20 protein-coding genes and 1 riboswitch are annotated in these 25,061 nt (G+C 43.4%); of the genes, 15 read left to right on the top strand and 5 right to left on the bottom strand.

Translation table 11 applies throughout. The features are described 5' to 3' along the window. Positions 1-3 precede the first annotated feature (3 nt). The 11 genes from ctaD (at position 4) to PLE7327_RS06215 (ending at position 11,741) form a co-directional block, all read left to right on the top strand. Positions 4-1,665 (top strand): cytochrome c oxidase subunit I, encoded by a 1,662-nt coding sequence (gene ctaD, locus PLE7327_RS06270; protein WP_015143018.1) that lies wholly within the window; start codon positions 4-6, stop codon positions 1,663-1,665. 131 nt (positions 1,666-1,796) lie between these two features. After that, complete coding sequence (locus PLE7327_RS06265; RefSeq protein ID WP_371265293.1) at positions 1,797-2,324, top strand: heme-copper oxidase subunit III; 528 nt, start codon at positions 1,797-1,799, stop codon at positions 2,322-2,324. Positions 2,325-2,741: 417 nt separating this feature from the next. Then, positions 2,742-3,116: a PIN domain-containing protein gene (locus PLE7327_RS06255; protein ID WP_015143016.1), complete on the top strand. Its 375-nt coding sequence runs from the start codon at positions 2,742-2,744 to the stop codon at positions 3,114-3,116. A 92-nt stretch (positions 3,117-3,208) separates the two neighbouring features. Continuing rightward, positions 3,209-4,699 carry a GMC oxidoreductase gene (locus tag PLE7327_RS06250; RefSeq protein WP_015143015.1) on the top strand — a complete coding sequence of 497 codons (1,491 nt, stop codon included), beginning with the start codon at positions 3,209-3,211 and terminating at the stop codon, positions 4,697-4,699. An 83-nt stretch (positions 4,700-4,782) separates the two neighbouring features. Beyond that, positions 4,783-4,931, top strand: a riboswitch (cobalamin riboswitch). Between the two features lie 316 nt (positions 4,932-5,247). Continuing rightward, positions 5,248-5,628 (top strand): DUF1636 domain-containing protein, encoded by a 381-nt coding sequence (locus PLE7327_RS06245; RefSeq protein ID WP_015143014.1) that lies wholly within the window; start codon positions 5,248-5,250, stop codon positions 5,626-5,628. 101 nt (positions 5,629-5,729) lie between these two features. Continuing rightward, on the top strand, positions 5,730-7,988 hold the full coding sequence (gene metE, locus PLE7327_RS06240) for a 5-methyltetrahydropteroyltriglutamate--homocysteine S-methyltransferase (protein WP_015143013.1): 2,259 nt from the start codon (positions 5,730-5,732) through the stop codon (positions 7,986-7,988). A gap of 83 nt (positions 7,989-8,071) precedes the next feature. Continuing rightward, positions 8,072-8,872: a DUF4198 domain-containing protein gene (locus tag PLE7327_RS06235; RefSeq protein ID WP_015143012.1), complete on the top strand. Its 801-nt coding sequence runs from the start codon at positions 8,072-8,074 to the stop codon at positions 8,870-8,872. Positions 8,873-9,022: 150 nt separating this feature from the next. After that, entirely contained in the window at positions 9,023-10,006 is a 984-nt protein-coding gene (locus PLE7327_RS06230; protein WP_186005370.1) for a PEP-CTERM sorting domain-containing protein, read from the top strand. After that, positions 9,949-10,398: a hypothetical protein gene (locus PLE7327_RS06225; RefSeq protein ID WP_015143010.1), complete on the top strand. Its 450-nt coding sequence runs from the start codon at positions 9,949-9,951 to the stop codon at positions 10,396-10,398. Before PLE7327_RS06230 ends, PLE7327_RS06225 begins: the two co-directional genes overlap by 58 nt. 87 nt (positions 10,399-10,485) lie before the next feature. Continuing rightward, positions 10,486-10,755, top strand: coding sequence for a hypothetical protein (locus PLE7327_RS06220; RefSeq protein WP_015143009.1), 270 nt, complete (start codon positions 10,486-10,488; stop codon positions 10,753-10,755). After that, positions 10,752-11,741 carry a methyltransferase domain-containing protein gene (locus PLE7327_RS06215; protein WP_015143008.1) on the top strand — a complete coding sequence of 330 codons (990 nt, stop codon included), beginning with the start codon at positions 10,752-10,754 and terminating at the stop codon, positions 11,739-11,741. The genes PLE7327_RS06220 and PLE7327_RS06215 overlap by 4 nt, the downstream gene beginning before the upstream one ends. Positions 11,742-11,775: 34 nt before the next feature. Here the strand turns inward: PLE7327_RS06215 and pssD are convergent, their stop codons facing one another. After that, complete coding sequence (gene pssD, locus PLE7327_RS06210) at positions 11,776-12,228, bottom strand: PssD/Cps14F family polysaccharide biosynthesis glycosyltransferase (RefSeq protein WP_015143007.1); 453 nt, start codon at positions 12,226-12,228, stop codon at positions 11,776-11,778. Positions 12,229-12,273: 45 nt separating this feature from the next. Next, on the bottom strand, positions 12,274-13,326 hold the full coding sequence (locus tag PLE7327_RS06205; protein ID WP_015143006.1) for a glycosyltransferase family 2 protein: 1,053 nt from the start codon (positions 13,324-13,326) through the stop codon (positions 12,274-12,276). A 275-nt stretch (positions 13,327-13,601) separates the two neighbouring features. Here PLE7327_RS06205 and PLE7327_RS22575 point away from each other — a divergent pair, with 275 nt between their 5' ends. Together PLE7327_RS22575 and PLE7327_RS06195 are read left to right on the top strand one after the other, a co-directional pair. After that, a complete protein-coding gene (locus tag PLE7327_RS22575) occupies positions 13,602-17,936 on the top strand; it encodes a PAS domain S-box protein (protein WP_015143005.1) in 4,335 nt (1,444 codons plus the stop codon). Further along, the gene (locus PLE7327_RS06195) at positions 17,933-18,814 is read left to right on the top strand and encodes a response regulator (protein ID WP_015143004.1); all 882 of its coding nucleotides are present in this window, start codon (positions 17,933-17,935) and stop codon (positions 18,812-18,814) included. Before PLE7327_RS22575 ends, PLE7327_RS06195 begins: the two co-directional genes overlap by 4 nt. 170 nt (positions 18,815-18,984) lie before the next feature. Here PLE7327_RS06195 and PLE7327_RS06190 read toward each other — a convergent pair whose 3' ends face one another. Both PLE7327_RS06190 and PLE7327_RS06185 read right to left on the bottom strand, forming a co-directional pair. Further along, the gene (locus PLE7327_RS06190) at positions 18,985-21,270 is read right to left on the bottom strand and encodes an NACHT domain-containing NTPase (RefSeq protein WP_015143003.1); all 2,286 of its coding nucleotides are present in this window, start codon (positions 21,268-21,270) and stop codon (positions 18,985-18,987) included. Between the two features lie 249 nt (positions 21,271-21,519). Next, the gene (locus PLE7327_RS06185; RefSeq protein ID WP_015143002.1) at positions 21,520-22,995 is read right to left on the bottom strand and encodes a multicopper oxidase family protein; all 1,476 of its coding nucleotides are present in this window, start codon (positions 22,993-22,995) and stop codon (positions 21,520-21,522) included. Positions 22,996-23,236: 241 nt separating this feature from the next. On the opposite strand from PLE7327_RS06185, the gene PLE7327_RS06180 reads away from it, so the two are divergent. Next, positions 23,237-23,512, top strand: a complete 276-nt coding sequence (locus PLE7327_RS06180) for a hypothetical protein (RefSeq protein WP_041391897.1) — start codon at positions 23,237-23,239, stop codon at positions 23,510-23,512. Further along, positions 23,481-23,873, top strand: coding sequence for a hypothetical protein (locus tag PLE7327_RS06175; protein WP_041391896.1), 393 nt, complete (start codon positions 23,481-23,483; stop codon positions 23,871-23,873). The genes PLE7327_RS06180 and PLE7327_RS06175 overlap by 32 nt, the downstream gene beginning before the upstream one ends. A 234-nt stretch (positions 23,874-24,107) precedes the next feature. Here PLE7327_RS06175 and PLE7327_RS06170 read toward each other — a convergent pair whose 3' ends face one another. Further along, positions 24,108-24,797 carry a DUF305 domain-containing protein gene (locus PLE7327_RS06170; protein ID WP_015143001.1) on the bottom strand — a complete coding sequence of 230 codons (690 nt, stop codon included), beginning with the start codon at positions 24,795-24,797 and terminating at the stop codon, positions 24,108-24,110. Between the last annotated feature and the right edge of the window lie 264 nt (positions 24,798-25,061).

The raw sequence follows: 25,061 nt of genomic DNA, 5'->3' as shown, positions 1-25,061 counted from the left end.
TCCATGACTCAGATTTTATCGGAAAGTTCACAACAGCGATCGCATATCCCCGAACTACCTCCCCATTGGCGACGCTATTTTAGCTTTAGCACCGACCACAAAGTAATTGGGATACAGTACTTGGTTACATCTTTCGTTTTCTTCCTCATCGGCGGCATTTTCGCCATGATTATGCGAGGAGAACTGATTACCCCAGAGGCGGATTTGCTCGATCGCGCGGTATATAATGCTTTATTTACCATGCACGGAACGATCATGTTATTTGGCTGGACGTTTCCGGCACTGGTGGGATTGGGAAACTATCTAGTTCCGCTGATGATTGGGGCAAGGGATATGGCTTTTCCTCGCCTCAATGCAGCTGCATTCTGGATGGTTCCCGTCGTCGGCATTTTATTTATCTTAAGCTTTTTAGTCCCTGGTGGACCCTCTCAATCGGGATGGTGGGCGTATCCCCCCGTCAGCCTCCAAAATCCAAGCGGACAGTTACTTAACGGTCAATTTCTTTGGATTTTAGCGGTGGCAATTTCTGGGGTTTCCTCGATTATGGGCGCAGTTAATTTTGTCACTACCATTGCTAGAATGCGCGCCCCAGGGATGACCTGGTTTCGGATGCCTATCTTTGTTTGGACGGTATTGAGTGCCCAGATTATTCAATTGTTTGGACTACCTGCCCTTACCGCCGGGGCAGTCATGCTGCTGTGCGATCTCACCTTGGGAACGGCTTTTTTCGATCCCGCAAAAGGTGGCAACCCGATTCTGTTCCAGCACTTTTTCTGGTTCTATTCCCATCCCGCCGTTTATGTGATTATTCTGCCGATATTTGGCGTTTTTTCGGAAATATTTCCAGTCTACGCCCGCAAGCCTCTATTTGGTTACAAAGTAGTCGCAGTTTCTTCCCTAATCATTACGGGATTGAGTGGAATTGTCTGGGTACACCATATGTTTGCCAGTGGCACGCCGGGATGGATGCGGATGATTTTCATGTTCTCGACTATGTTAATTTCCGTTCCCACAGGAATTAAGGTGTTTGCTTGGACTGCCACAATTTGGGGAGGGAAACTGCGCCTCGATACGCCGATGCTATTTGCCTTGGGAGGCATGATTAATTTCGTCTTTGCGGGCATTACCGGAATCATGCTGGCATCAGTTCCCATTGATATTCACGTCAACAATACCTATTTTGTCGTCGGACACTTTCACTACGTCATTTACGGTGCAGTTGTCTTTGGCATGTATGCTGCCATTTACCACTGGTTTCCCAAAATGACTGGGCGAATGTACTACGAAGGATTAGGTAAGCTTCACTTTTGGTTAACTTTCCTCGGTACTACTTTAAACTTTCTCCCCATGCACCCAGTCGGGTTGATGGGAATGCCCAGACGGGTAGCTTCCTACGATCCCGAATTTGCTTTCTGGAATGTGTTGGCTAGTATTGGGGCGTTTTCGTTAGGGATGGCCACTCTACCTTTCCTGTTAAATATAATTAGTTCTTGGATTTCTGGCAAACCCGCCCCAGATAATCCCTGGCGGGCAATTGGCTTGGAATGGTTAGTTGCTTCGCCGCCACCAGTGGAAAACTTTGAAAAGATTCCCGTAGTAGTAGCAGAACCTTATGGATATGGTAAATCGGAACCGCTAGTCGCGATCGCGCCAGAACATAACTGAATCATAAATAGAGTAAAATGCAAGAACAATCAGCTATCACCAGTACCAACAGCGCGATCGCATCAGAGGAATTCCCGCCATCGAGTCGCGCGATCGCAGCAGAACACGAACACGATGAAGCAGGCAATAGTATGTTTGGCTTCATTGTCTTTTTGCTTTCAGAAAGTATCATTTTCCTGAGTTTTTTCGCTGGATACATTCTTTACAAAACCACCACTCCTAACTGGCTTCCTGCTGGAGCAGAAGGATTAGAAATAAAAGAACCTGCCATCAATACCGTCGTTTTAGTTTCCAGTAGTTTTGTCATCTACATCGCCGAACGATTTCTGCATCGCCAAAGTCTGTGGGGGTTTCGATTATTTTGGCTGTTAACGATGGCAATGGGGAGCTACTTCCTTTACGGACAAGCAGTGGAATGGAGTAGCCTTGAATTTGGTTTTACTTCGGGTGTATTTGGTGGAACTTTTTATTTATTAACTGGTTTTCATGGGTTGCACGTTTTGACAGGAATACTATTACAAACCATTATGTTAATTCGTTCCTTTCTTCCTAATAATTATCAAGGCGGACAGTTTGGTGTAGAAGCTACTTCTTTGTTTTGGCACTTTGTTGATGTGATTTGGATTATTTTATTTATTTTGATTTATGTCTGGCAATGAAGAGTACAATCAATAATAAGTACTAATAGATATGGCTGAAAGAGCCAGCCAACTTCTTCAGCAAGATGGTCGCAGTAATGTCTAAATTATTAGAGCTACAAGAACAAGTTGAACTAACTCTAATACAAGTTATCGATTAAGATTGTTTCCCTAATTAAATAAACAGTTTGAATGATGTTAAAAGATACTCTTAAAAAAGAAATAGACAACCTTAAAGAAGAGCAATTAAAAAAAACTCGCTGATTTTGTGGTTTTATTAAAAGCTCAAGATATGAAGAAAACAGAAACAAAACCTTTTTGGCAAAGAGCAACATCTAAAGAGAGGGCGCAAGATTTTCGAGAATGGGCTTCTCAACTATCACGTACTAGCCCAAGTCTTCTAGATGAAGCCTTTGACCGTAATAATATTTACGATTAATGACAAAATATTTGCTGGATACTAATGTTATTTTGCGTTTTACTAATCCGTCGGATGACCAACATAATTTAACGACAGAAGCAGTAGCAACTTTGCTCGAACGGTCAGACGAATGCTATTTAACAGCACAAGTTCTCATAGAACTTTGGGTCGTTGCTACACGTCCAGTTGACGTAAATGGTTTAGGTTGGACTGTCGAACAAACAACCAATGTAATTGAGGAACTACTAGACCGCTTTCCGGTAGCAGAAGAAACATCACAAATTTTTCCAGCTTGGCTAAATCTAGTAACTAAAAATCAAGTAAAGGGTAAGCATACGTATGATGCTCGTATTGTTGCAGTGATGTTGTCTGTGGAATTAGCCACATTTTAACTCTCAACCCATATGATTTTAAAGGGTTATCAGCAATTATCACGGTGCATCCACGAGAAATAGTAAATTCCACAAATAAAAAATAACCAATCATGATTATCGACGATCGCTACTACGATGTAATTATTGTTGGTACGGGTGCAGGGGGAGGAACTTTAACCCGTAAACTAACACCCACTGGCAAGAAAATTCTGGTTTTAGAACGAGGAGAATTTTTAGCCAAAGAAAGTTCGGAATTAGTCGAAGTAGAAGTATTTAAAAAAGAAGATTATCACGCACCCGAACAGTGGTACGACAATGCAGGAGAACCATTTCATCCTCAAACTTGTTATTCTGTCGGTGGCAACACCAAGATTTATAGTGGTGTGCTAATGCGAATGCGAGAGAAAGATTTTGAAGCAATCCAACACCAAGACGGCATTTCCCCTGAATGGGAACTGAAATACCAGGATTTTGAACCCTATTATACCGAAGCAGAAAAACTCTATCGCATTCACGGTAAGGCAGGTGACGATCCCACCGAACCATCTCGCAGCGAAGATTATCCTTTTTCACCTATCCAACATGAGTCTAATATACAGGATATAGGCGATCGCTTGTCTAAATATGGTTTACATCCGGCTTATCTTCCCATTGGTATTGGCGATGAAGGAAGAACTGACTCAGAAGATACGGGAGTCACTCCAGCAATCAAGGGTAGTAATAATGTGACCCTAAAAACAGGTGCTAAAGTCGTCTGTTTGCACACTAATTCTTCAGGTTCGACGGTTAAAGCGGTAGAAGCAGAAATTGACGGACAATCTTATCTATTTACGGGAGATATTATCGTCCTTGCCTGCGGCGCAATTAATTCAGCAGCATTGTTGTTGCATTCTGCCAATGAAAAGCATCCTCAAGGATTGGCAAACAGTTCCGATTTAGTGGGACGCAACCTGATGAAACACCTAATGACGGTAATTTTACAACAATCACCCCAGCCTAACTCTGGATTATTTCAAAGAACCCTCTACATTAATGATTTCTACTGGGGTGATGATAATTTTAATTACCCTATGGGTCACATTCAAAACTCAGGAGGTATTCTGCAAGATGTGATCTTTTCCGAGTCGCCGCCGATTTTATCCGTTGCAGCTAAATTAATGCCTGGATTTGGTTTGAAGCAGTTAGCCAAACGTTCTCTTGGTTGGTGGTTGCAAACGGAAGATTTACCCAATCCCAACAATCGGGTTACACTTAAAGGTTATAAATTATATCTAGATTACACTCCCAACAACCTAGAAGCACACGATCGCTTATTATATCGTTGGCAAGAAGTTTTAAAAGCTACGGATAAACAATCTCGTGGAATTCATCCCTATGGTAGTATTCCGATTCAAGTAGTGGCGCATCAATGCGGTACTTGTCGCTTTGGCAAAGACCCCAAGTCTTCAGTGTTGGATCTCAACTGTCGCACCCACGATCTCGATAATCTTTATGTGGTCGATAGCAGTTTCTTTCCTTCTAATGCTGCGGTGAGTCCTGCTTTAACGGTTATTGCTAATGCTTTAAGAGTAGGTGAGCATTTAATTGAGCGATTAAAGTAGCTGGATCTTAAATTCTGGCGAGTTAGAAAAATCATGAAAAAACCTTGATTCAAACCAGTTGTAAAAAAAACGATCGTGTGTTAGCGTGATAACTATGTATTGGTTCTAGTAAGGAGCAGTTACTAGAGGTAACGGGGAAAGTTCGGTGTAAATCCGACGCTGTCCCGCAGCTGTGATGAGATCGAGTTTAAATCTCTCAGTCAGAATGCCCGCCAATATTGAAATCACTTGCAAAACAATCTGCGAGGTACAGATGTTAAAAAGATTTTTATTGTCAAAAATCACAGCACCCCCACCTACTGTTTTCTGGCACTACAAAAGTTAAAAATTAAAGCAAGATAGCTACTTAGACTTGCTTGAAAGCTGTGTTTGATAAGCCAATTTGTTTTCTCTATCTCAAGTAGAAAGACGTAGTATTTTTGTGCATAGACGTAGAGAAAAGGAAGACAGCTTTTAGTTAATCTGACTCAAATGTTTGGATCGATCGAAATATGCGATCGCACCGATAAAAAAGGTGTATAAATGGTTATTTTATCCACATTTTTGACATGAAAAATCGACACGCAATTCTTGTCTGTTCGACTTGCGCTAGCGTCTGGCAGGATGGAAAAAGAGTAGGGCACAGTGGGGGTCAAAAACTCTTAGAAGAATTAACCCAACAGTCTCAAAATTGGTCGCACGCATCTAAATTTACGATTCAGTCAGTAGAGTGTATGAATGCTTGTAATAATTCCTGCGTTATTGCCTTTACTGCACCTGGTAAGTTTACTTATCTATTTGGCAATTTAAATCGCGATTCTAATTCATGTAATGCCATACTGAAATGTGCCAATTTATATTTTCAAAAATCGGATGGCATGATGCCGTGGTCGGAACGTCCTGACCCTTTAAAAAAGGGAATTATAGCTCGAATTCCTAATTTTATTTAGAACAATCGGTAAGAAATAATATTACCGTTAAAATTTCAGAGTTTAGGGTGCGATCGCTTCCGAACTCTAGCCAACTGTCTTGTCAATTTTTAGGAGAAACGATGAAGATTTCGACAGCAACATTAGGATATCCTCGTATCGGTAAAAACCGCGAAGTCAAGAAAGCACTAGAAGCTTTTTGGAGTAGAAAAATTGATGCAGAATCATTGCAAAAAACTATTCGAGAAGTAGAAGAAAAAAACTGGAAAACTCAATTAGAAGAAGAGATCGATCGCATTGGCATTGGCGATACCACTCTCTACGACCACGTATTAGATTGGACAGTCCGTTTGGGATTAATTCCTAAAAGATTTCAACCATTTGAAGGATTAGAAAGATACTTTGCAATGGCGCGAGGGAAAGAAGGAATTACAGCGCTGGAAATGACCAAATGGTTCGATACCAATTATCATTACCTCGTTCCAGAAATTAGTTCGGATATCTTACCAGCAGATTTCAACGACTTTTTAGAAACTATCGAGCGCGCTCAAAATTTACTAGATAAAAAAGCGACCCCAATTATTCTAGGACTTTCGACTTTGTTGCGTTTGAGTCGAGTAGAAATTAATATCGATGAAGCTATAGAAAAATTACTTCCTCTCTATGTCGATCTACTCACGGAAATTAAAAACATGGGCATAGAAGAAGTTCAAATACACGAACCCGTTTTAGTTTTGAGCGATGCCGTTTCCTTAAAACAACAGTTTCAAACGATTTACAATCGATTGGCTTCCATTGGAATTTTCATTAATCTCGTCACCTACTTCGATGACTTAGGAGAAACCTATCCCTGGGTAATAGATTTACCTGTCGCAGCAATTAGTTTAGATTTCACCCGCGGACACAATTTAGATTTGATTAAAACTTACGGTTGGAATCATGATAAACGATTGGGAGTTGGCATTGTCGATGCCAGGAATATCTGGCAAATTCGTACCGATCGAGTTCTCCCTTTGTTATCAGAAATTAAAACCCTAATTCCCAATATTTCTATCCAACCATCAGCTTCTTTACAGTTCGTTCCCTATGATGCCAAACGAGAAAAACAACTGCCCGAACCGTTACGAAATGTTTTGAGTTTTGCCGAACAAAAACTCCAAGAAGTTAAATTCTTGTCACGAACAATAGGGGGAGAAAATACGAGAATCGAACAAGACTTAACAGAGGAATTAATTGATACGAACTGGGAAGCTTTTACACAGTTTAGTCCAGCGAATACATCCGTTCGAGAAAAACTAAAAAACCTCAAACTTGACGATTTTCAACGTACCTTATCTTATCAGGAACGACAATCGGTACAAGTTTCTCTTCCCCCTTTCCCAACGACGACGATTGGTTCGTTTCCCCAAACCCCTGAAGTGCGACAACTGCGAGTTCGCTACAAGAAAGGCGAGATGACTAAAGAGGAGTATCAAGCTGCTATTGATGCACAAATTGCCCACTGTATCCAACTCCAAGAAGACATTGGCATTGATGTCCTCGTTCACGGAGAGTTTGAGAGGACTGACATGGTGGAATTTTTCGGTCAGCAGTTACAAGGTTTTGCCTTTACCGAACATGGATGGGTGCAAAGCTATGGGAGTCGATATGTACGTCCGCCGATTATTTATGGCGATGTGGTTCGTACTTCTGCGATGACGGTACGGGAGTTTAAAGTAGCGCAATCGCTAACTAAAAAACCTGTCAAAGGGATGTTGACAGGACCAGTGACGATGATTAATTGGTCGTATGTTAGAGATGATATTTCTCGTAGCGAGCAAGCTTTTCAAATTGCTTTAGCATTACGAGAAGAAGTCGCCGATTTAGAAGCGGCTGGTGCAAGTATGATTCAGATAGACGAACCTGCATTGAGGGAAGGTTTGCCACTGAAGTACGATCGCTGGAATGATTATTTATCATGGGCAGTAGATGCATTTCGTTTAGCAAGCGCGATCGCCAAACCACAAACTCAAATACATACTCATATGTGTTATTCAGAGTTTGGGGATATTATGTCCCACATCGAACGATTGGATGCCGATGTTCTGTCAATAGAAAATAGTCGCAGCAATAACGAAACCCTATTTGAAGTAACCGAGGCGGGTTATTCCCATCAAGTGGGTAATGGAGTTTACGACGTTCACAGTCCGGCAATTCCCAGTCCCGAACAAATCTTACAACAATTGCGAACCGGAGTAGCTAATTTACCTGTCAAACAAATCTGGGTCAATCCCGATTGCGGACTAAAAACGCGACGCTGGGAAGAAGTCATTCCTGCATTGAAAAATATGGTAGAAGCGACCAAAGTTTTGCGAGAAGAAGTAAAAGACACTCAAAAGTAGCATTAGCTATTTTTCATACCATCCCACCATCTCATGATGCGATTACTCGTTTACCAAATTTTTAGTGTTAAAAACTTAGAAAGATGCTCGAACAAACCTTGAAAAAACTAAGCCTAACAGTGGCTTTTTTGCCACTAATTCTGAGTCAACCAGTTTTAGCTCATGTGATTTGGTTTGATTATAACGATGGCAATTATGAATTAGTATTCGGTCATCCAGAAGAGGGAACAGAGCCTTTAACTCCGAGTAACTTTAGAGGGGCTATGGCTTACGATCTAAGTAGAGAAATTGTCCCAAGTAACACTTCTGTAGAAGGCGATCGCTTGTTTGTAGTTCCAGAAGGAGAAGTTGCTGCCTTAACAGCAACTTATGACAACGGTTTTTGGATAGAATATCCCGACGGCAGCTATGAAAATCTTTCGCCAGAAGAGGCAGAAGCAATTAATTACGAAAATGTGACTAATTATCTCAAGTCTACAAAAGCTCTCTATAGCTGGTCTGATGAAGTAGCAACGCCTTTCGGTCTTCCCCTTGAGATCGTACCTCTAGAAAATCCTTTTGCATTAGGGATAGGAGACAACTTATCCGTTCGAGTTTTGTATCAAGGAAATGCGATCGCTAATCCAACTGTAGAATACCTCGGACAAGAACTTACCGTCGATGCCAACGGGATTGCTTCGGTTCTCATCGGTGAGGGAGGGTTACAAGTTATTGAAGCGAGTTATGACGACCCCACAGCAAGCAATCCTGGCATTTCTTATGCCACTACCTTCACCGCACAAACTGTAACGGCACAATCTACTTCCGTACCCGAACCTTCTTTTTTGTTAGCTTTTGGCGTAATAGGCGCAACTACTTTGGCATTAAAGCGTAACAAAAGCTAATTTAACCGCCGATAAAACCCACTCGTCCTATTTCAGTAGTGGCGGAGGGTTTTTGATGGAAATAATTGTAACGATTTATGTAAGTCTCACACTGTACGTTCTTATTTTGCTGTTCCAATGCAAACTCTCGGCTTCTTTCAAAAAGCTAGCTTGACTCTGATAACATTGAATCTGGCACTCGCAGGCGGTAACGCTGTTGCCGGCTCATTTTCAAATTCGACATTCGATCCTGGGAAAATTGATGCGGGAATTCCTGGATTTGTTGGTTCAGATGGTCTAGGTGTTGTCTCTCCCAACAACACCGTCAATCCCATTTTTAGAAGTTGGGCGACGGGATTCACCAACTATCGACCAACGCCAGGCGTATTGGAAAGATGGCAAACGCCTGAAAAGACTCTCGGAGAAGTGACAGGTGCATTCGACAGTATTGCCTCCTTGGGAGAATTAACCGCCGAACAAATTGCCGCAGGAGTTTCGCCAGGAGAAATTACCTTAACCTTTGCTTCCTCGGTTCGGAACGGGACTGGGGCTGATTTTGCCGTGTTTGAAAACGGATTTGGTTTTGCCTCCGATGGCAGTCTCTTTGGCGAATTAGCCTATGTCGAAGTGTCAACCGATGGAATCAATTTTGCTCGCTTTCCTAGCACTTCTCTCACGCCTGAACCTGTAGCGCCGTTTGGGCGACTGGATGCAACAAATGTTTATAATCTGGCAGGAAAGCACATCAATAATGGGATTGTGGTTTCTGAAGAGGAATTTATTCAAAGTTCCTGGGGAACGCCTTTTGACCTAGAAACGTTAGTTGACCTGCCGACTGTAATAGCAGGACAAGTAGATATCAACAAGATTAACTTTGTTCGCATTGTCGATATTCCAGGGAATGGTGCTTTTCTCGATACCGCAGGTCGTCCAATCTACGATCCCTGGCAGACTCCAATTCCTGGTTCGGGTGGGTTTGACCTAGAAGCCATTGGCGTAATTAATGCCGCTACCGTTCCCGAACCCGTTTCTGTGTTTGGGATTCTGCTGTTAGGGATTTTTGGTGTCAGTCTGCGAATTGGTCACAGGAGTAACAAATGTCGAAAGAAAATCCTTCAGATTGGCAACAAAATTTCATCGCCACTAACCTCCTAGCCATTGGATTCAACGCCTGGAATGGTTATTTAAAATGCGATCGCGGTGCGGTTGTTTGTAGTACGAGTTCGCCTTTAATCGATGGATTTGGAGAAACTTTCAAAGCCTATTTTGTTCCTCGCAGTTGTCTAGCTGCCTTCTTAAATGCCTGGTTAGCTTCCCCCGATACAGTCATTCTCCAAGGTCATCATATGAATGCTCATATTCTTGAGGCAGTTGATAATTACAATCCCGAAACCGATGCAATTTTACTTTTGGAATCAATCGATAGAGCGAGTTTTCTCTATCTAAAAAATTTACCCATTACACCCAAACAATGTTACCAACAAGTCTGCAAAGAATGGTCGGAATTCCTACCTCAGTCCGCCCTCTTGACAGGAGAAAAAAGATGACTCGATTGATTCAACATCAACAAAAAACTTATTAATTTTGTAGTAAAAATTGAAGAAATTCATATTAAAGCTTCACTAAGAATCATCATGCTAAAACATTATCTTTATCGTTCTGAACAGATTCCTACTGCGGTGCATCCCTTTGTTAAAGAGACGACTCCCAGGCAAAGTATCCAACAGGTTAAATCCCTTCCAGAACAACTACTTCGAGGCATTAAGAATCTTATAGCTCGTCTTCTGGGGTTCATACCCAGACAACCGATGATTCAACGGTTCGATCGACTTCAAAGAATGAATCGATCGGAATTAATGCGAAAATTTATCTACGGTAAGTCTACAGAACACTCAATGCGATGAACGGTTTATTTTTGGGAATTGGTCTTCTGCTCCTCCTGTTGGTCGTTGGAATTGCGGCTTATTTGCTTGCTGCCCGCAAATATCAATCTTCAGCCTCCGTTGCTAATTCTTATGATGAATGGACGAATGACGGCATTCTAGAGTTTTATTGGGGAGAACACATTCATTTGGGTCACTACGGTTCGCCGCCACAACGGAAAGACTTTATGGCAGCAAAACATGACTTTGTACATGAAATGGTGCGCTGGGGGGGGTTAGATCGCCTTCCAACTGGTACGACCGTTTTGGATGTAGGCTGTGGCATTGGCGGTAGCAGTCGAATTTTGGCGCGAGATCATGGATTTGCCGTGACGGGGATTACTATTAGCCCCCAGCAGGTGAAGCGTGCTCAAGAACTCACGCCCGCAGATCTGAACGTCCAATTTGCAGTTGATGATGCAATGGCGCTGTCGTTTCCCGATGCTAGCTTTGATGTGGTCTGGTCGATTGAGGCAGGCCCTCATATGCCCGATAAAGCTCAGTTTGCCAAAGAACTCCTGCGAGTCCTCAAACCAGGTGGGATTCTAGTGGTTGCCGACTGGAATCAACGAGATGACCGCGCCCAACCGCTCAATTGGTGGGAGCGTCCAGTGATGCGACAACTACTCGATCAATGGTCGCATCCAGCTTTTGCCAGCATTGAAGGATTCTCCGAACTGTTAGCCGCCACCGGACTGGTGGAGGGGAACGTGACGACGACAGACTGGACGCAAGAAACGCTTCCTTCCTGGCTCGATTCTATCTGGCAAGGAGTGACACGACCAGAAGGATTGTTAAAGTTTGGTCTAGTAGGGCTGATTAAATCTTTGCGAGAAGTGCCGACCTTGCTGTTGATGCGATTGGCATTTGGTACGGGGCTTTGTCGATTTGGTATGTTCCGCGCTGTCCGGGCAGATGTAAATCCTGAAAACTTTTCCGAGCAGAGCGGCGAGAGTTTGGTGCTGTAAACTAAACTAATAGTAGATAAATTCAGGAGTGTTGTTAAAGCGTATTAGAGATAATTAATTCAGCTTTTGCATAACGCTGTTTGAGTTGTTGCCAGTGAACGTAAACAACATCGAGAAATGGCATTGCTAATCGAGCTGATAAACTTAACTGTTTAATTCGCGTAAAAGATTCAACAAAAGCGGTTTTAGCACCCAATAACTTACCTAAAATAATGAAGGGAACAGCAACGCCTGCACCTGTAGTTAGAATTAATTGGGGACGCTCTTGTAAAATTACCTGAAACGCTAAAATAAAATTTCGGATGAGATTTGGTAAGTTGCGATTGGTAGGACTATAAGCCCAGTAAACATTTTTATTTTTAAGTGCCGTTTCTGTTGCATCAGTGCGGAAAGTTATCCAACAACAATCGTGTTGTCCCCAAAAAACACTTAACTTTTGTAGAGCATTAAAATGACCGCCACTGGAAGAAACCAATAAAACTTTCATTGTGCTATATCTCCTGGAAAATTTTTGAACAATAATAGTGGTAAATTAATAAGCAGAATTGTTTAAAGCTGAAGAAAAACGCAGTTGTTCGCGCAGAATTTTGGCTTTTTGGAGAAAACCTGTTGTCCTTAAAGCAAGCGATTCAAGACGAGAATAGAGAGATGATGGGAAATAGCGAAGTAAGTAAGCCGCACCTGCCGTTAAAATAGTGCGACGGGGTTCGGATAACAGAATTTGCCAGTGAGTTAATAGAGCGCGATTGACTAATTTAACTGCCATGGTACCATCTTTGAGACGAACGGCACGACGAGAGAGATAGCGCAGTTGGTAAGCTCTGGCTGGATTTTCCCAACGTTTGACTAATTCTGGAAATTCAGTGCGATGTTTTTCGATCAGTTTTTCCCAAGAATCCAATTGCTTAAGAATATTGGCAGAGAGTCCTTCTCCATTAACGCGGTAGAGCGTTAAAGAATCTGGAATCCCTTCGATTTGCCAGGAGGTTTGCATGGCAATACGAAACCAGCATTCGATATCCTCTGACTGTCGGAAACTTTCGTCAAAGTAGAAATCTTCAATCGTTCCATGGAGATTCTTTTGAAAGCGGATGGCTTCAAAGACTTCACGACGAATTACCGGAGCGGAACCATTACCAATGGGGTTGCGACAGAGTAAATGGTCGGGTCTAATATCCTTGAGTTTGGGCATTTGATAAATGCCGAGAGAGTTGCCATCGCTATCGATAAATTGCGAGCGACTGAAGCTAACGCCAACATGAGGTGAAGCTTTTAGATGTTGAACGTGCTTTTCGAGTTTTTCGGGTAACCAGAGATCGTCTCCATCGAGGAAAGCGAGATAGTCGCCTTTGGCGTGGCGGATTCCAGCGTTGCGAGCGCCAGCCAAACCGCGATTTTTTTGATGGATTATTCTAATCCGGGGATCTTGAAACTGCCGACAAATCTCGGCACTTTTATCGGGAGATTCATCGTCAACGACGATCAGCTCAAAATTAGAGTAGGTTTGATTGAGTACGGAGCGAATGGTTTGAGCGATGTATTTCTCGACGTTATAGACTGGTACGATGACTGAGACGAGTTTCATATCCGTTTTCCTGCATTGCTTTAAGCCTCTATGTTTCTCAGTATTGCAATCGCCAATTTAAGATCGCGTCTAAGCAAGTATTTAAGATGTCTAACTTTTGTCTAAGTTAATTTTTGATGTGGATAAGGGAAAAATAAATAGGGGTTCGGGAGCCTAAAATCTCTAAAATCTAATTTCACTTACGATCGCTACCCCAAGCCAAACGCCAATAAAAAATGCTCCTGTAATTACTGTGAGGAAAAATATGCCGTCCTCTTGAAACTTAAGAGACTGCCATGAAAGAGACTTTAGCCAACCAACTCAATCAACTCCGTACTACCTTAGGCAAAATGGAGATTGCCTTGGGGACAGTGAATGAGGCGATCGCGTGGACGGATGGCCAGGGGAAAGTAAAGTGGTGTAATATGACCTTCGATCGCTTGGTCAACATTCCTCATATTTTAATTATCGGGAAGCAACTATCAGAATTATTACCTCTTCGGCGATCGGGACAAGATATCTCAGTGGCAGAGCATCCTGTCAATTTGGCTCTCGAAAATCAATCGAAAGGACGAACCGATTATGAATTTCAAGATCTAATTTTAGAGATTTCGTGGTCTTGTCTGAACCTGCAACATTTATCGGATACAGAACAATCGGAGATAAGTGTCGTGTTAGCAATCCGCGATATTACCGAGTCCAAGCGCAAAGAACAAGCACTACAGCAAGTCAATGAAGAATTAGAAAAGCGAGTGGCAGAGCGAACTCAACAGTTAACCCGTGCCAATCAACAACTGCAACAAGAACTGGCAGAACGCCGCCGCGTGGAAGCCCAATTGCGGGCAACGACATCGCGCTTAAGCGCCCTAATTCAAAATTTACAAGCAGGCATTCTTGTAGAAAATGAGCTAGGGCAGATCGTCTTAGTCAATCAAAAGTTTTGTCAGCAGTTTGGCATTCCTTTACACCCAGACATGCTAATCGGCGTAGATTGTCAACGGCTTGCCCAAACTTTTCAAGAACCGTTTTTTGATTTCGCCCAAGCCGATCGACGAATTGAAAACATTCTTAACGATCGGCCAGTCGCTACTTCGGAAGAACTGCTTCTGCGCGATGGCAGGATATTCGAGCGAGATGACATACCGATCTGGGTTGACAATCGTCACTGCGGTAAGTTGTGGATGTATCGCGACATCAGCGATCGCAAACAACTCGAAGCCCAATTGCGAGAGCGAGAAAAACGTTTTCGCTTGCTCGTCACTCATGCCCCCGTAGGCATCTTTCAAACCGACTCCCAAGGTCACTGTTTGTTCGTTAACCCGCGCTGGATGGAATTGAGCGGACTGTCCATGGCAGAAGCACTCGGAACCGGTTGGGTTAAGGCTATCCACCCCAGCGATCGCGAGTTAGTCTTTGCCGAGTGGTACGAAAGTGCGAGGACGGAGCGTCAGTTTACGATGGAATATCGTTTTCAAACCCCCGCAGGCAAGGTAAACTGGGTTTTTGGCATGGCGATCGCCATCCGCGATGAAGCAGGCGCGATCGCTGGATATTTCGGTACAGTCACCGATATTACGGCTCGCAAACAGGCAGAGCAAAGATTGCGCGAGAGCGAAGAAAGGCTACGGCTTGCTCTCGAAGCTGTTGAAGAGGGACTTTGGGATTGGAACCCAGTGACGGGGAAGGTCTACCGCAGTCCGCGTTGGGCAACAATACTCGGCTATTCTCCCGATGCACTGGAAAATGATATCGATTGGCGAGACAGACTCGTACATCCAGACGATAAGCCCTACATGTTGGAGCTTCTGGAAGCTCATCTGGGGGGACGCGCGCCCTATTTCGAGATGGAGTTGCGCATGCTTACCCAATCGGGCGAATGGAAATGGATTTTAGATAGAGGTCAAGTTGTCGAACGCGACGAGCAAGGACAACCTCTGAGAATGGTGGGCACTCACAAAGATATTACCGAACGCAAGCGATCTGAAGAAACGCTACGAAAACGATATCAGCAAATCCTTTTACTCAAAGAAATCGTCGCAGAAATTCGCCAAAGTCTCGATCTGCAAAAAATCTTTCAGACGACAGCAGAGCGAGTCGGACAGGCATTAAGCGTCGATCGCGCGATTATTTATTCCTATATCGAGCATCCTACCCCACAACTTTTCTGCGTTGCAGAATATTTAACGCCCGATACGAATTCTTTGTTCGATCTAAGCGTGCCGAATGCAGGTGATTCCTACGCACAACAAGTCCTCAGTCAGGATCGGGCTATGGTATCCGACGATATCTTTGCTGAAGCTACCCTCGAACCGATCTGGAATACTTGTCGCCACCTGAACATCAAATCAATGTTAGCGATTCGGATTTGCGATCGCGACAAGCCTTATGGAGTCTTGGTGCTTCACCAATGCAGCTCGGTGCGACACTGGGAACGGGATGAGGTAGAATGGCTCGAAGCCGTAGCGGCGCAAGTGGGAATTGCTTTAGCCCAGGCACAGCTATTAGAACGGGAAAAGAGCCACCGCGAACAATTAGCACGACAAAATCAAGAATTGAGTGCGGCGAAAAAAGCGGCAGACGCAGCTAACCTCGCCAAAAGCGAATTTCTCGCTACTATGAGCCATGAAATTCGCACGCCGATGAATGCTGTCATTGGCATGGCGGGACTGTTATTGGATACAGATTTATCTTCCCAACAGCGACAGTTTGCCGAAACGATTCGCAGTAGCAGCGAAGCTTTGCTAGTTATTTTGAATGATATTCTCGATTTTTCCAAAATTGAGTCTGGCAAGCTGGAATTAGAAGCCTATCCCTTTGAAGTGCAATCTTGTGTTGAGGAAGCACTCAATTTAATCGTACCCAAAGCGGTTGCCAAAAACCTCCAAGTCATTTATCAGATCGATCCCCAAGTTCCCCGCGCGATCGTCGGTGACATTACCAGAGTCCGTCAAATCTTGGTAAATCTACTGGGCAATGCGGTCAAGTTTACCGACGCAGGAGAAATTCGCGTTGCTGTAACCGCTTCCCTCGTCAACAAAGCCGAACAAGCCTACGAAATTCAATTTATGGTCAAAGATACGGGAATCGGCATCGCCCCCCAACAACAACGATTTCTCTTTCAGTCTTTCAGCCAAGCTAATGCCTCAGTGACTCGCAAATATGGCGGGACAGGTTTGGGGTTAGCTATCTGCAAGCGTCTGGCAAAGATGATGGGGGGAAGCATTTGGATGGAAAGTCACGGGACGGTTGCTGGCGCAGCCCCTCCTCGCTGGTTACGTTCCCAAGAAAATTGGGATACTATCTCAACGGTAGGTTCGACCTTTTATTTTACCATCGCTGCCAAAGCTGCCCCTTTTTCTTCTACTTTGACCCCTAGCGATTGTCAGGCGCAACTGAAAGGAAAACGCATCTTAATTGTGGATGATAATCCGGTTAATCGAGAATTGTTGACCCAGCTAACTCAATCGTGGGGAATGCTTCCTCGCGCGGCCGATTCGGGATCTCAAGCTCTCTGTTGGTTGCGTCAAGGAGAATCTTTTGACTTGGCAATTCTTGACCTACAAATGCCGAAAATGAATGGAATAGAACTTGCTGAATCCATCCAGGCGTTACCAGAGTGTCGAGCATTGCCTTTAATGATGCTCACAGCCGTTAATTTGTCGCCAAAAGAATTGCAAAAAAGCACCCCAGTTCAGTTTGTCGCTTGGCTTCAGAATCCGGTGAAAAAATCTCAACTCTACGACGCTCTCGTGCAGATATTCTGGCAAAAGTCGGTTTCAGAAACTTCTGCTTCATCTGAAATGGCGATCGCCCAAACGTCTTCCAGTAACCAAAAGATTGAAACTACCGTTTCTAAACCCTTTCCCTTACGGATTCTCCTGGCAGAAGATAACAGTATTAACCAACAAGTTGCTTTACTAATCCTACAAAAACTGGGATATCGGGCTGATGTGGCGGGTAATGGATGGGAAGCGATTCGCGCCTTACGACAAGCGCCCTATGATGTGGTATTGATGGACGTAGAAATGCCAGAAATGGACGGATTGACAGCGGCTCAACGCATTGCCGAGGAATGGAAACCCAGTCAGCGTCCCTGGTTAATTGCCGTGACAGCCTACGCCATGAAAGGCGATCGCGAGAAATGCTTGGCGGTGGGGATGAACGACTACATCAGCAAACCTATCCGCGAAATCGAATTACTCCAGGCATTAGAAAAAGCCGCTCTACGGTTAGAAAAAGATCGCGCTAACCGTCAAGAAAGCCAACCTCAGACGCACCAAGCAGAAGATTTGATTTTAGACGCTAAAGTACTAGATTCTATCCGCGAGATGGTAGGTGCCCAAGCTGATGAATTTATCGCCCATCTGATTGAGGAATATTTAAAAACAGCACCGCAACATCTCGAACAGATTCGAGACGCGATCGCTTCTTCAAATTTAGAACAATTGCGCCAGTCATCCCATGCTTTAGGTTCGAGTAGTGCCACCTTAGGCGCAGTAAGATTTGCTAAACTTTGCAAGCAATTGGAAAATTTAGCCCGTTCTGGCAACCTTGCGAAAGTTCAAGCATCTTCGCTGGAATTAGAAGCCCAGTACCAACAAGTCAAAAATATCCTACAAAATCTCCTATGACTAACGAGAAAGCGCCTCTAATTTTAATTGCCGATGACGATAACTCTATCCGCTCGTTACTCAAGCTGGCAATTCAAAGCAAAGGCTATCAGGTTGAAGAAGCTGCTAATGGCGAGGAATGTTTAGCTAAATATGCGCGTTGCCAACCCAATATCGTTTTGTTAGACGCAGTGATGCCAGTAATGGACGGATTTACCTGCTGTCAGCGCCTGCGTTCTTTAACTAGCGGGATGCAGATCCCGATTCTCATGCTAACCTTTCTCGACGATTGCGAGTCAATCGACCAAGCCTTTCAAGCAGGAGCGACGGATTACCTCACTAAACCCATCCATTGGGCAGTTCTTTTTCAGAGAGTACAGCGCCTGTTGAGTGCTTCTGAGGCGTTAATTAATGCCGACGCGATCGCTATACAACTAGGACAGCAGCAGAACTGGGAGAAGTTAGTCAGAGAAATTATCCAGCAGTTGTCTAATTTTGACAACAGTTGGGACATTATACCAACGATTATCTCTAAAATTCGGGAATTTTTTCAAGTCGAACGAATTGTTTTTTATCAAAAGGCGAACCAGCAAATAGTCGAATCCGTCGCGTCAGATCGTCCTTCTGTTAAAGATTTCCCTTTTGGGAAGCTAGATTTGCAATACCATCCGGGACAAGTCCTAGCCATTGACAATCTCGATCGCGCCGAATTATCTTCAGATGCGATCGCATCCTTGCGTCAAGCGAACGTGCGATCGCTGTTAATCGCTCCCATATTTACTCAAAAACAGCTATGGGGACTGCTATGCGCTCATAGGTGCAACAGCGATCGCACTTGGGAAAAATTAGAAATAGAGCGATTTTCTGACCTAGCCAATCTGCTCTCGCTAGCGATTTAACGCACACATCTAATTCAGCAGAAAAGCATTTTACGATCTCTTGGTGCGAGAACTTATCCTGATTTAGCTCATGCCATTGAATTTGCTTTCAATCAAATCTCTCTTAATGATATTCGTAGCGGACTGGTTTTAAAACAGAATTTTGCTTCTCGTAGCGAAATCCTGTCATATTAAAGTAGTAACAACGTTTCTAAAATCCCTTCTCGCCGAACGGGATCGACCTGGCATTGATTGTTAAGACAATCTACCAAAAACTGATTTGCCGCGTAGTACTGGTATAACAAGTTTTGTTGTTGTAAGTTAAATTGCCAATCTTGACCGATATGGCGATGTTTGATGATTAAATGTCTAAAGCGATCGCACCAACTTTGACCGTTAGTTTTCCACCAAGTTTGTAAACTATCTAATCCTTCTGCTGAATTTGGCAGTCTATCCTTGAGATCTTGCAGTGCTTGCTTAAGTCCTTCTTCCATCGGGAAACGTCGCTCTAAATCTAGCGCAAAGCTCAATTCTAAAATCTGCTCCAATTCGGGACGATCTAACAGAGTTAAACTAAGGGTAAAAGCACGAATCAGAGCGACATCCAAAGCTAGTTCGGGAGCGAGATCGCTTGCCAATTTTACATCAAGGGATGTCGCTAAATTTAAATCTCGACTTTGTAACAAACCGAAATAAAAAGCTCTGACAGCGGCGTTTTGATAAGGTACGTTTAGAGAGCGCGCTTTTTCATCAATAGAACGAATAAACTGTTCTAATCGAGATTCTGCCGCTAGTAAGGAATCGACTTGCACTTTCATCTGTTCGAGTAAAAAATCGGCACTCGGTAGCATTCCCACCGTCAAGAAAATAACTTCTCGCCATTGCGGTTCGGCGACATGAATAGCTAAACGCTGCAAGGATTCTTGTAGGGTTTGAGAATTGGGGCTAGCGACGATTTTCCGAGCGGTCAGGTATTCTTGAAAGGTCAGATGGGAAAAAGAATAAATTCCCTTAGCTCTTTCTACTAGCAACCCATGTTGTCTCTCAATGGTGTGGAGAAGTTCTTCACTATGAGACCATAGTATTTCTGGATCGGGATTGACTTGAGGTAAGGCGAGCAAATAGTCAGCGATAATATTTTGAACGTCGCTTCCTTCAAAAAAATAATTTCCCTGCTCGAATGTTGTTGCCGCAATCTGGCTAAAGAGTTTAATTTTGTCGGGTAAGGATAAATTGTAGTAGGTTTGCTCTCTTTGAATGCCTCTAGAGCGATCCCAACGACCGAGTAAAATTTCTAAAGCTTCTTGGTAGAGTTTAGAACGTTTAGCAGGAAAGCTCGATCGCGCTTGAAAAACCGAACACAATAAACTTAACAAGATTGGGGTGACAGCCAGTTCTAAAATCGGTAGATTTTCTGGACGCTTCAATAATTCTAAAAATTGGGCAGCTTTAGCGAGTCCTTCCGTTTCAGACTCCCGATTAGTCGCCACAAACCACTTTTGCACAAAAGTTTCGACCTGGCTGAGATTCCAATCTGCCAACTCAACATAAGTAAACCCGCGCAGAGGATAAGCTTGAATACCAATACGACAGGTAATCGCGATCGCGTTTTGGTAGTAGACTTCGGCAAATTGCTGGATCTGCGCGAGGATCGGTTCGCTATCTTCTGGGGAAATTTCCTCCAGTCCATCTAATAAAATCAGTACCTTTCCTTGACGGATTAAGGTTTCAACTTGTTTGCTAGAGATTCCATAGCTGCCCCAAGTTCGACTGATGTAGTTTGCTAGACTAAAATCGTGCGTCTCTTTTACCTGGGTGGCAAAAATTCTCAGAGAAATAAAGATAGGAAGGCAATCGGCTTTAAATTTGCCTTCAATGCACAGTAAAGCTAGGTGTTGTAAAAAAGTCGTCTTGCCAGAACCCGGTTTTCCTAAAATGACTAGCCTGGAATTGCTGGTAATCGCATCTAGTGCCGAAATAGTTTTGCGATTTGGCTCAAATAAATCGAAACGCCTAGATACTGATGAGGAAGTTTGTAAATCTGATACTTCTAACCATCGCTGATTGCTTAAAGAGGTCAGGACGTTAACATCGGTATAAACGCGATCGAGTTTGAGAGGCTGGTTGACATCAAAAAAAGACTGGACAATACCGCACTGAGCTTGGATCTGTCCTTTTAGTTGTTGTATCCAGTCTTGGGAAGCCAAGTTTTCCTGGGCACTAGGAGATTGGCTTGAAGGCTGAGGATTTGCGTCAGGCAAGTCAGCGATCTCTTGCCAATCGAGGTCTAACTGAAAGCAGATTTCCAGAAAAATATGGCGTTCGATTGGTCTGCCTGCAAAAAATTTCCAAACCGAGTTGCGAGTAGATAAGCCTACCTGGGCTGCTAGGTACTCCTGGGACCATTGTTTGCGCGCAAATGCTTGTTTGGCTTTGATGATTCCGGCAGGTGAGGCTTTGAGCGATCGCTTGAGCATTGTTTGTTAATTTAGGGATAAGCTATGTTCTAATTGAGAAGCGATCGCTGCATCCTGTGCCATTGGGCGTTGGGTCTTTTTTGCATGGTCGCGGTTGGTTTTTTGAGACATTTGGTTGTCTAGTTGCTCTTTATCGCTTATTTTGCCATGAAGTTACTACTTTTTCCCTCTGCCCAAAAGCTTCTTGAAATCTTGCTTTTCACCTTAACTTGTCACTAATGTTGTGGGATAGGTTTAGAAAAATTAGATTTATGCAGCAGATTTAATCTCAACAATTCCCATCATGCCCAAATCCTCATGGTCGAGAATGTGGCAGTGATAAACTGTCTTGCCAGCAAAATCGCGGAAAGGAATGCGAATGCGGACGTTTTCGCTGCCACGTACTAAAACCGTATCTTTCCAAGCGCGATAAGGTTCTGGCTGCCCATTGCGCGATACAATCTGAAAGCGATTGATATGCAAATGGAAAGGATGATCCATGCGGTCTGGATCGACGTTAATTAACTCCCAATCTTCAATCGTATTCAGTTTAACCTGGGTATCAATTCGAGCCATGTCAAATGTTTGTCCGTTGAAGGTAAAACTCATTCCCATACCAGAACCCATCATACCCATTCCCATACCGGAACCCATTGCCATCGATAATTCAAAACGCCTTACGGTTTCTGGTTCTGGTAACGTTTCTACGGGGATGAGTCGTTCGGGTAAAGGCAGGGTAGCAACGGAACCTTGATAACTTAAGGTTGCCAAAACTTGAGGGCTGGTTTGAGAATTTTGTCCCATCATATGACCGCCCATCATTCCCATTCCGCCGCGATCGTAGGGTAAAGTTAATAGACGATACTGTCCTGGCTCTTTTTCCCCGCGCACCAACACTTCTGCCCGTTCTCCAGGTGCGAGTAGCAGTTCTTCTAATTCTACAGGTGCGTTTATCCCTCCTCCATCTGTAGCGATTAAATAAAGCGGATGATTTTCTAGAGAGAGTCGGTAAAATCGAGAAGGAGAAGCATTGAGAATTCGCAAGCGTAGTAAGCCGCCCTTAGCGAGGGATAAATGGGGATTGATTTGACCGTTAACCGTCAGTAATTGCCCTTCGCGTCCCAACATCATAGCCATGTGGTTTGGCGGTAGAATGCGTCCACTTTCATCTAAATCAAAATCTTTTAACACCAAAAATTCTTCTTTTGCTGCTTGGATTTCAGGAATTTCATCTAATTCGCCTCGAACGATAAATAGACCTGCTAATCCAGCAAATAACTGTTCGGCAACATAACCGTGATGGTGAGGATGATACCAGAAGGTGCCGGAGGGATGGTTTTTAGGAATAATAAATTCATAAGTTAAACTTTCTCCTGGCTCAATGCTCAGGAAGGGATTATCTGCATTGCCAGTGGGAGGAACGTGTAGTCCATGATAGTGCAAGTTAGTTTGTTGAGATAGGTTATTGGTGAAGAGAATGCGAACGGCATCGCCTGCTTTTGCTTCTAGGCGCGGTGCGGGCACTTGTCCGTTATAACTCATCAGATAGGCTTGTATGCCTGCTAGGTTAACAGGGCGATTTCCTGCTTCGAGATTCAGTTCTAGTAAGCCATTAGCGCTTTTGTAGAGTTTAGAGGAAGCAGCAGGTGTTTTATTGCTTTGTACGATCGCGCAATTCGCTACGGATGCTGTCACCGCACCAGCTGCACTAAGAACAAGAAACTGTCTTCGGTTAATTTTTGGCATAGTCACTCCTTTGGCAACTACAATCTGAAAGATGGGTCTGTCACTTAAGGGTAGACTCTCCACTTAAGTAGAGAGTCAAGAGGATGGCTGCTTAAGCTATTGAGTGTATTAAAGATAGTGATTTGAAGGAGTGAACTAGGTGTAAAGGAAAGGTCAGGCGATCGCATCCTAAAATTTAAATTTTTTCTCATTGCGATAAGATAGCTTAAGAACCTAATTAATCGTTTATTTAGGATAATTTATGGGAACACGGCAGTTTTCCTTGGCAATACTCGCAACAGGTTCGCTTTTGTTGTTAGTTAATTCTATCTATCCAGAAAAAATCCAAGCCCAACCAGAATTGTGTTCTGGTGATGAAAACTACGAACCTGCTTCTTCTACCTACAAAACCATAAAGTTACCTGAATTCGGTATAGAAGTCGATATTCCCAACAACTACAGAATTATGAAACGAAATGATGGGTCTGTAGAAATTCTTCATCCCGATGACTTTGAGCTTTTCTCAGTGCGTTGCTAGAGGGGGGGGTACCGGAGGAGGTGGCTACTATTCTGAAGTGATTGAATTAGTGGATAAGGACAACTCGATAAGTTTAAGAGAACAAGCTATACAGACGATAAGGTATGACTATGACCCACAGGGAAATCCAACCCCAGGTTCAGACAATGTAAATGTATTAGATTACAAACAGGGCGATCTTTCTGGCTATATAGCCTTCACAACCAACAGTCCGGCTTTCAATGGTGTCGTCTTTATGGGAGAGATTCCAGGCATAGAAAAAATTTTAACAATTTATACTAAGTGTGACTGCGATACAACAGTAGAAGATCTCAAGGGTTTACTCTCTAGGGTAAGGCTAATAAAAAATATTATTTATTGATGAATGATAATAGCTCGATCATTCGTAATATGAATTCCCTAAAATCTTGCGAAAAATCGCTATAGATCTCCTCTCACACTTCCCAAACTCCTATCTTTCCCTATCTGTAGCAAGGATTTAGGAAATTGGTATTATATCAGGTTGGGTTGAATACTTATCAAAAGATCGTTGTCTCATACCGAGCGTAACGTAGTGAAGCGAAGGATCTGGTAGATTCTTCACTTCGTTAGGATATTATTGCCTATACCAAGCTTGTTGCCACTGTTTCATTTGGTCGATCTCTTTTTGCTGTGAAGTGATGATATTTTCAGCAAGCTGCTTCACTTCAGGACGTTGAGACTTACTCAAAGCATCCCGTGCCATAGTCAGTGCACCTTCATGATGAGGAATCATCGCATTGAGAAAGCGCAAATCAAACTCAGCATCAGCTTTTCCTAAATCCCTATCCATGCGCATTGCTTTCATCTGTTCGGGAGACATTAACATCATGTGACCCATTTGGGAGTACCAAGCCATTGGTTGCTCTCCAGCTTTTGGATACCAAGCGTTTCGCCACTGTTGCATCTGGGCGATTTCTTTTTCTTGTGCTTCGATAATCTCATCTGCTAGCTGTTTCAATTCGGGGCGTTTTGACTTCTGCTGCACTTCTTTTGCCATTACTACCGCACCTTGATGGTGCAAAACCATCGCATCAATAAAGCGTAAATCATAGTCGGCATCGGCAGGTCCCAAATCCATCTCCATACTATGATTCATGGAACCATTATGTTCCATTTGTTTATTGTCAGCTTCAGTAGCAGGTAAATTTTGAGCCGTGCTGGCATTTTGGTTAGAATCCGAACAGGCGGTCAAGGTTGCGCCAAGAGCAGTACTTGCTACTAAAGTCAATGCCAAAAAGCTTTTTTTCATAGACAGGAGTTGCATAGACTTTCAAATCTCTCTAAAAATTTCCTGTTTCTATTCTGGAATCTCTAGTTAACTGGAGAGTCAACCCTAATTCAGTAGATAAGCAGAATTAATTTCCAGTATCGATACAATGCCAGCTTCTAGCAGCTCGCGACGCACTACGTGTATATAATTTTGCCTGCCTATTTACAAGCGATCGCATAAATGTTCAAGCAATTTTCTTTCGCCTCTTGACTCTCCAGTTTGCTGGAGACATCACAATGAAAGTAGTCGCTAGCACAG

Origin of the sequence: Pleurocapsa sp. PCC 7327, assembly GCF_000317025.1 — a bacterium.
Lineage (GTDB): Bacteria > Cyanobacteriota > Cyanobacteriia > Cyanobacteriales > Microcystaceae > Hydrococcus.
This window is presented reverse-complemented; position numbering and strand designations above follow the sequence as displayed.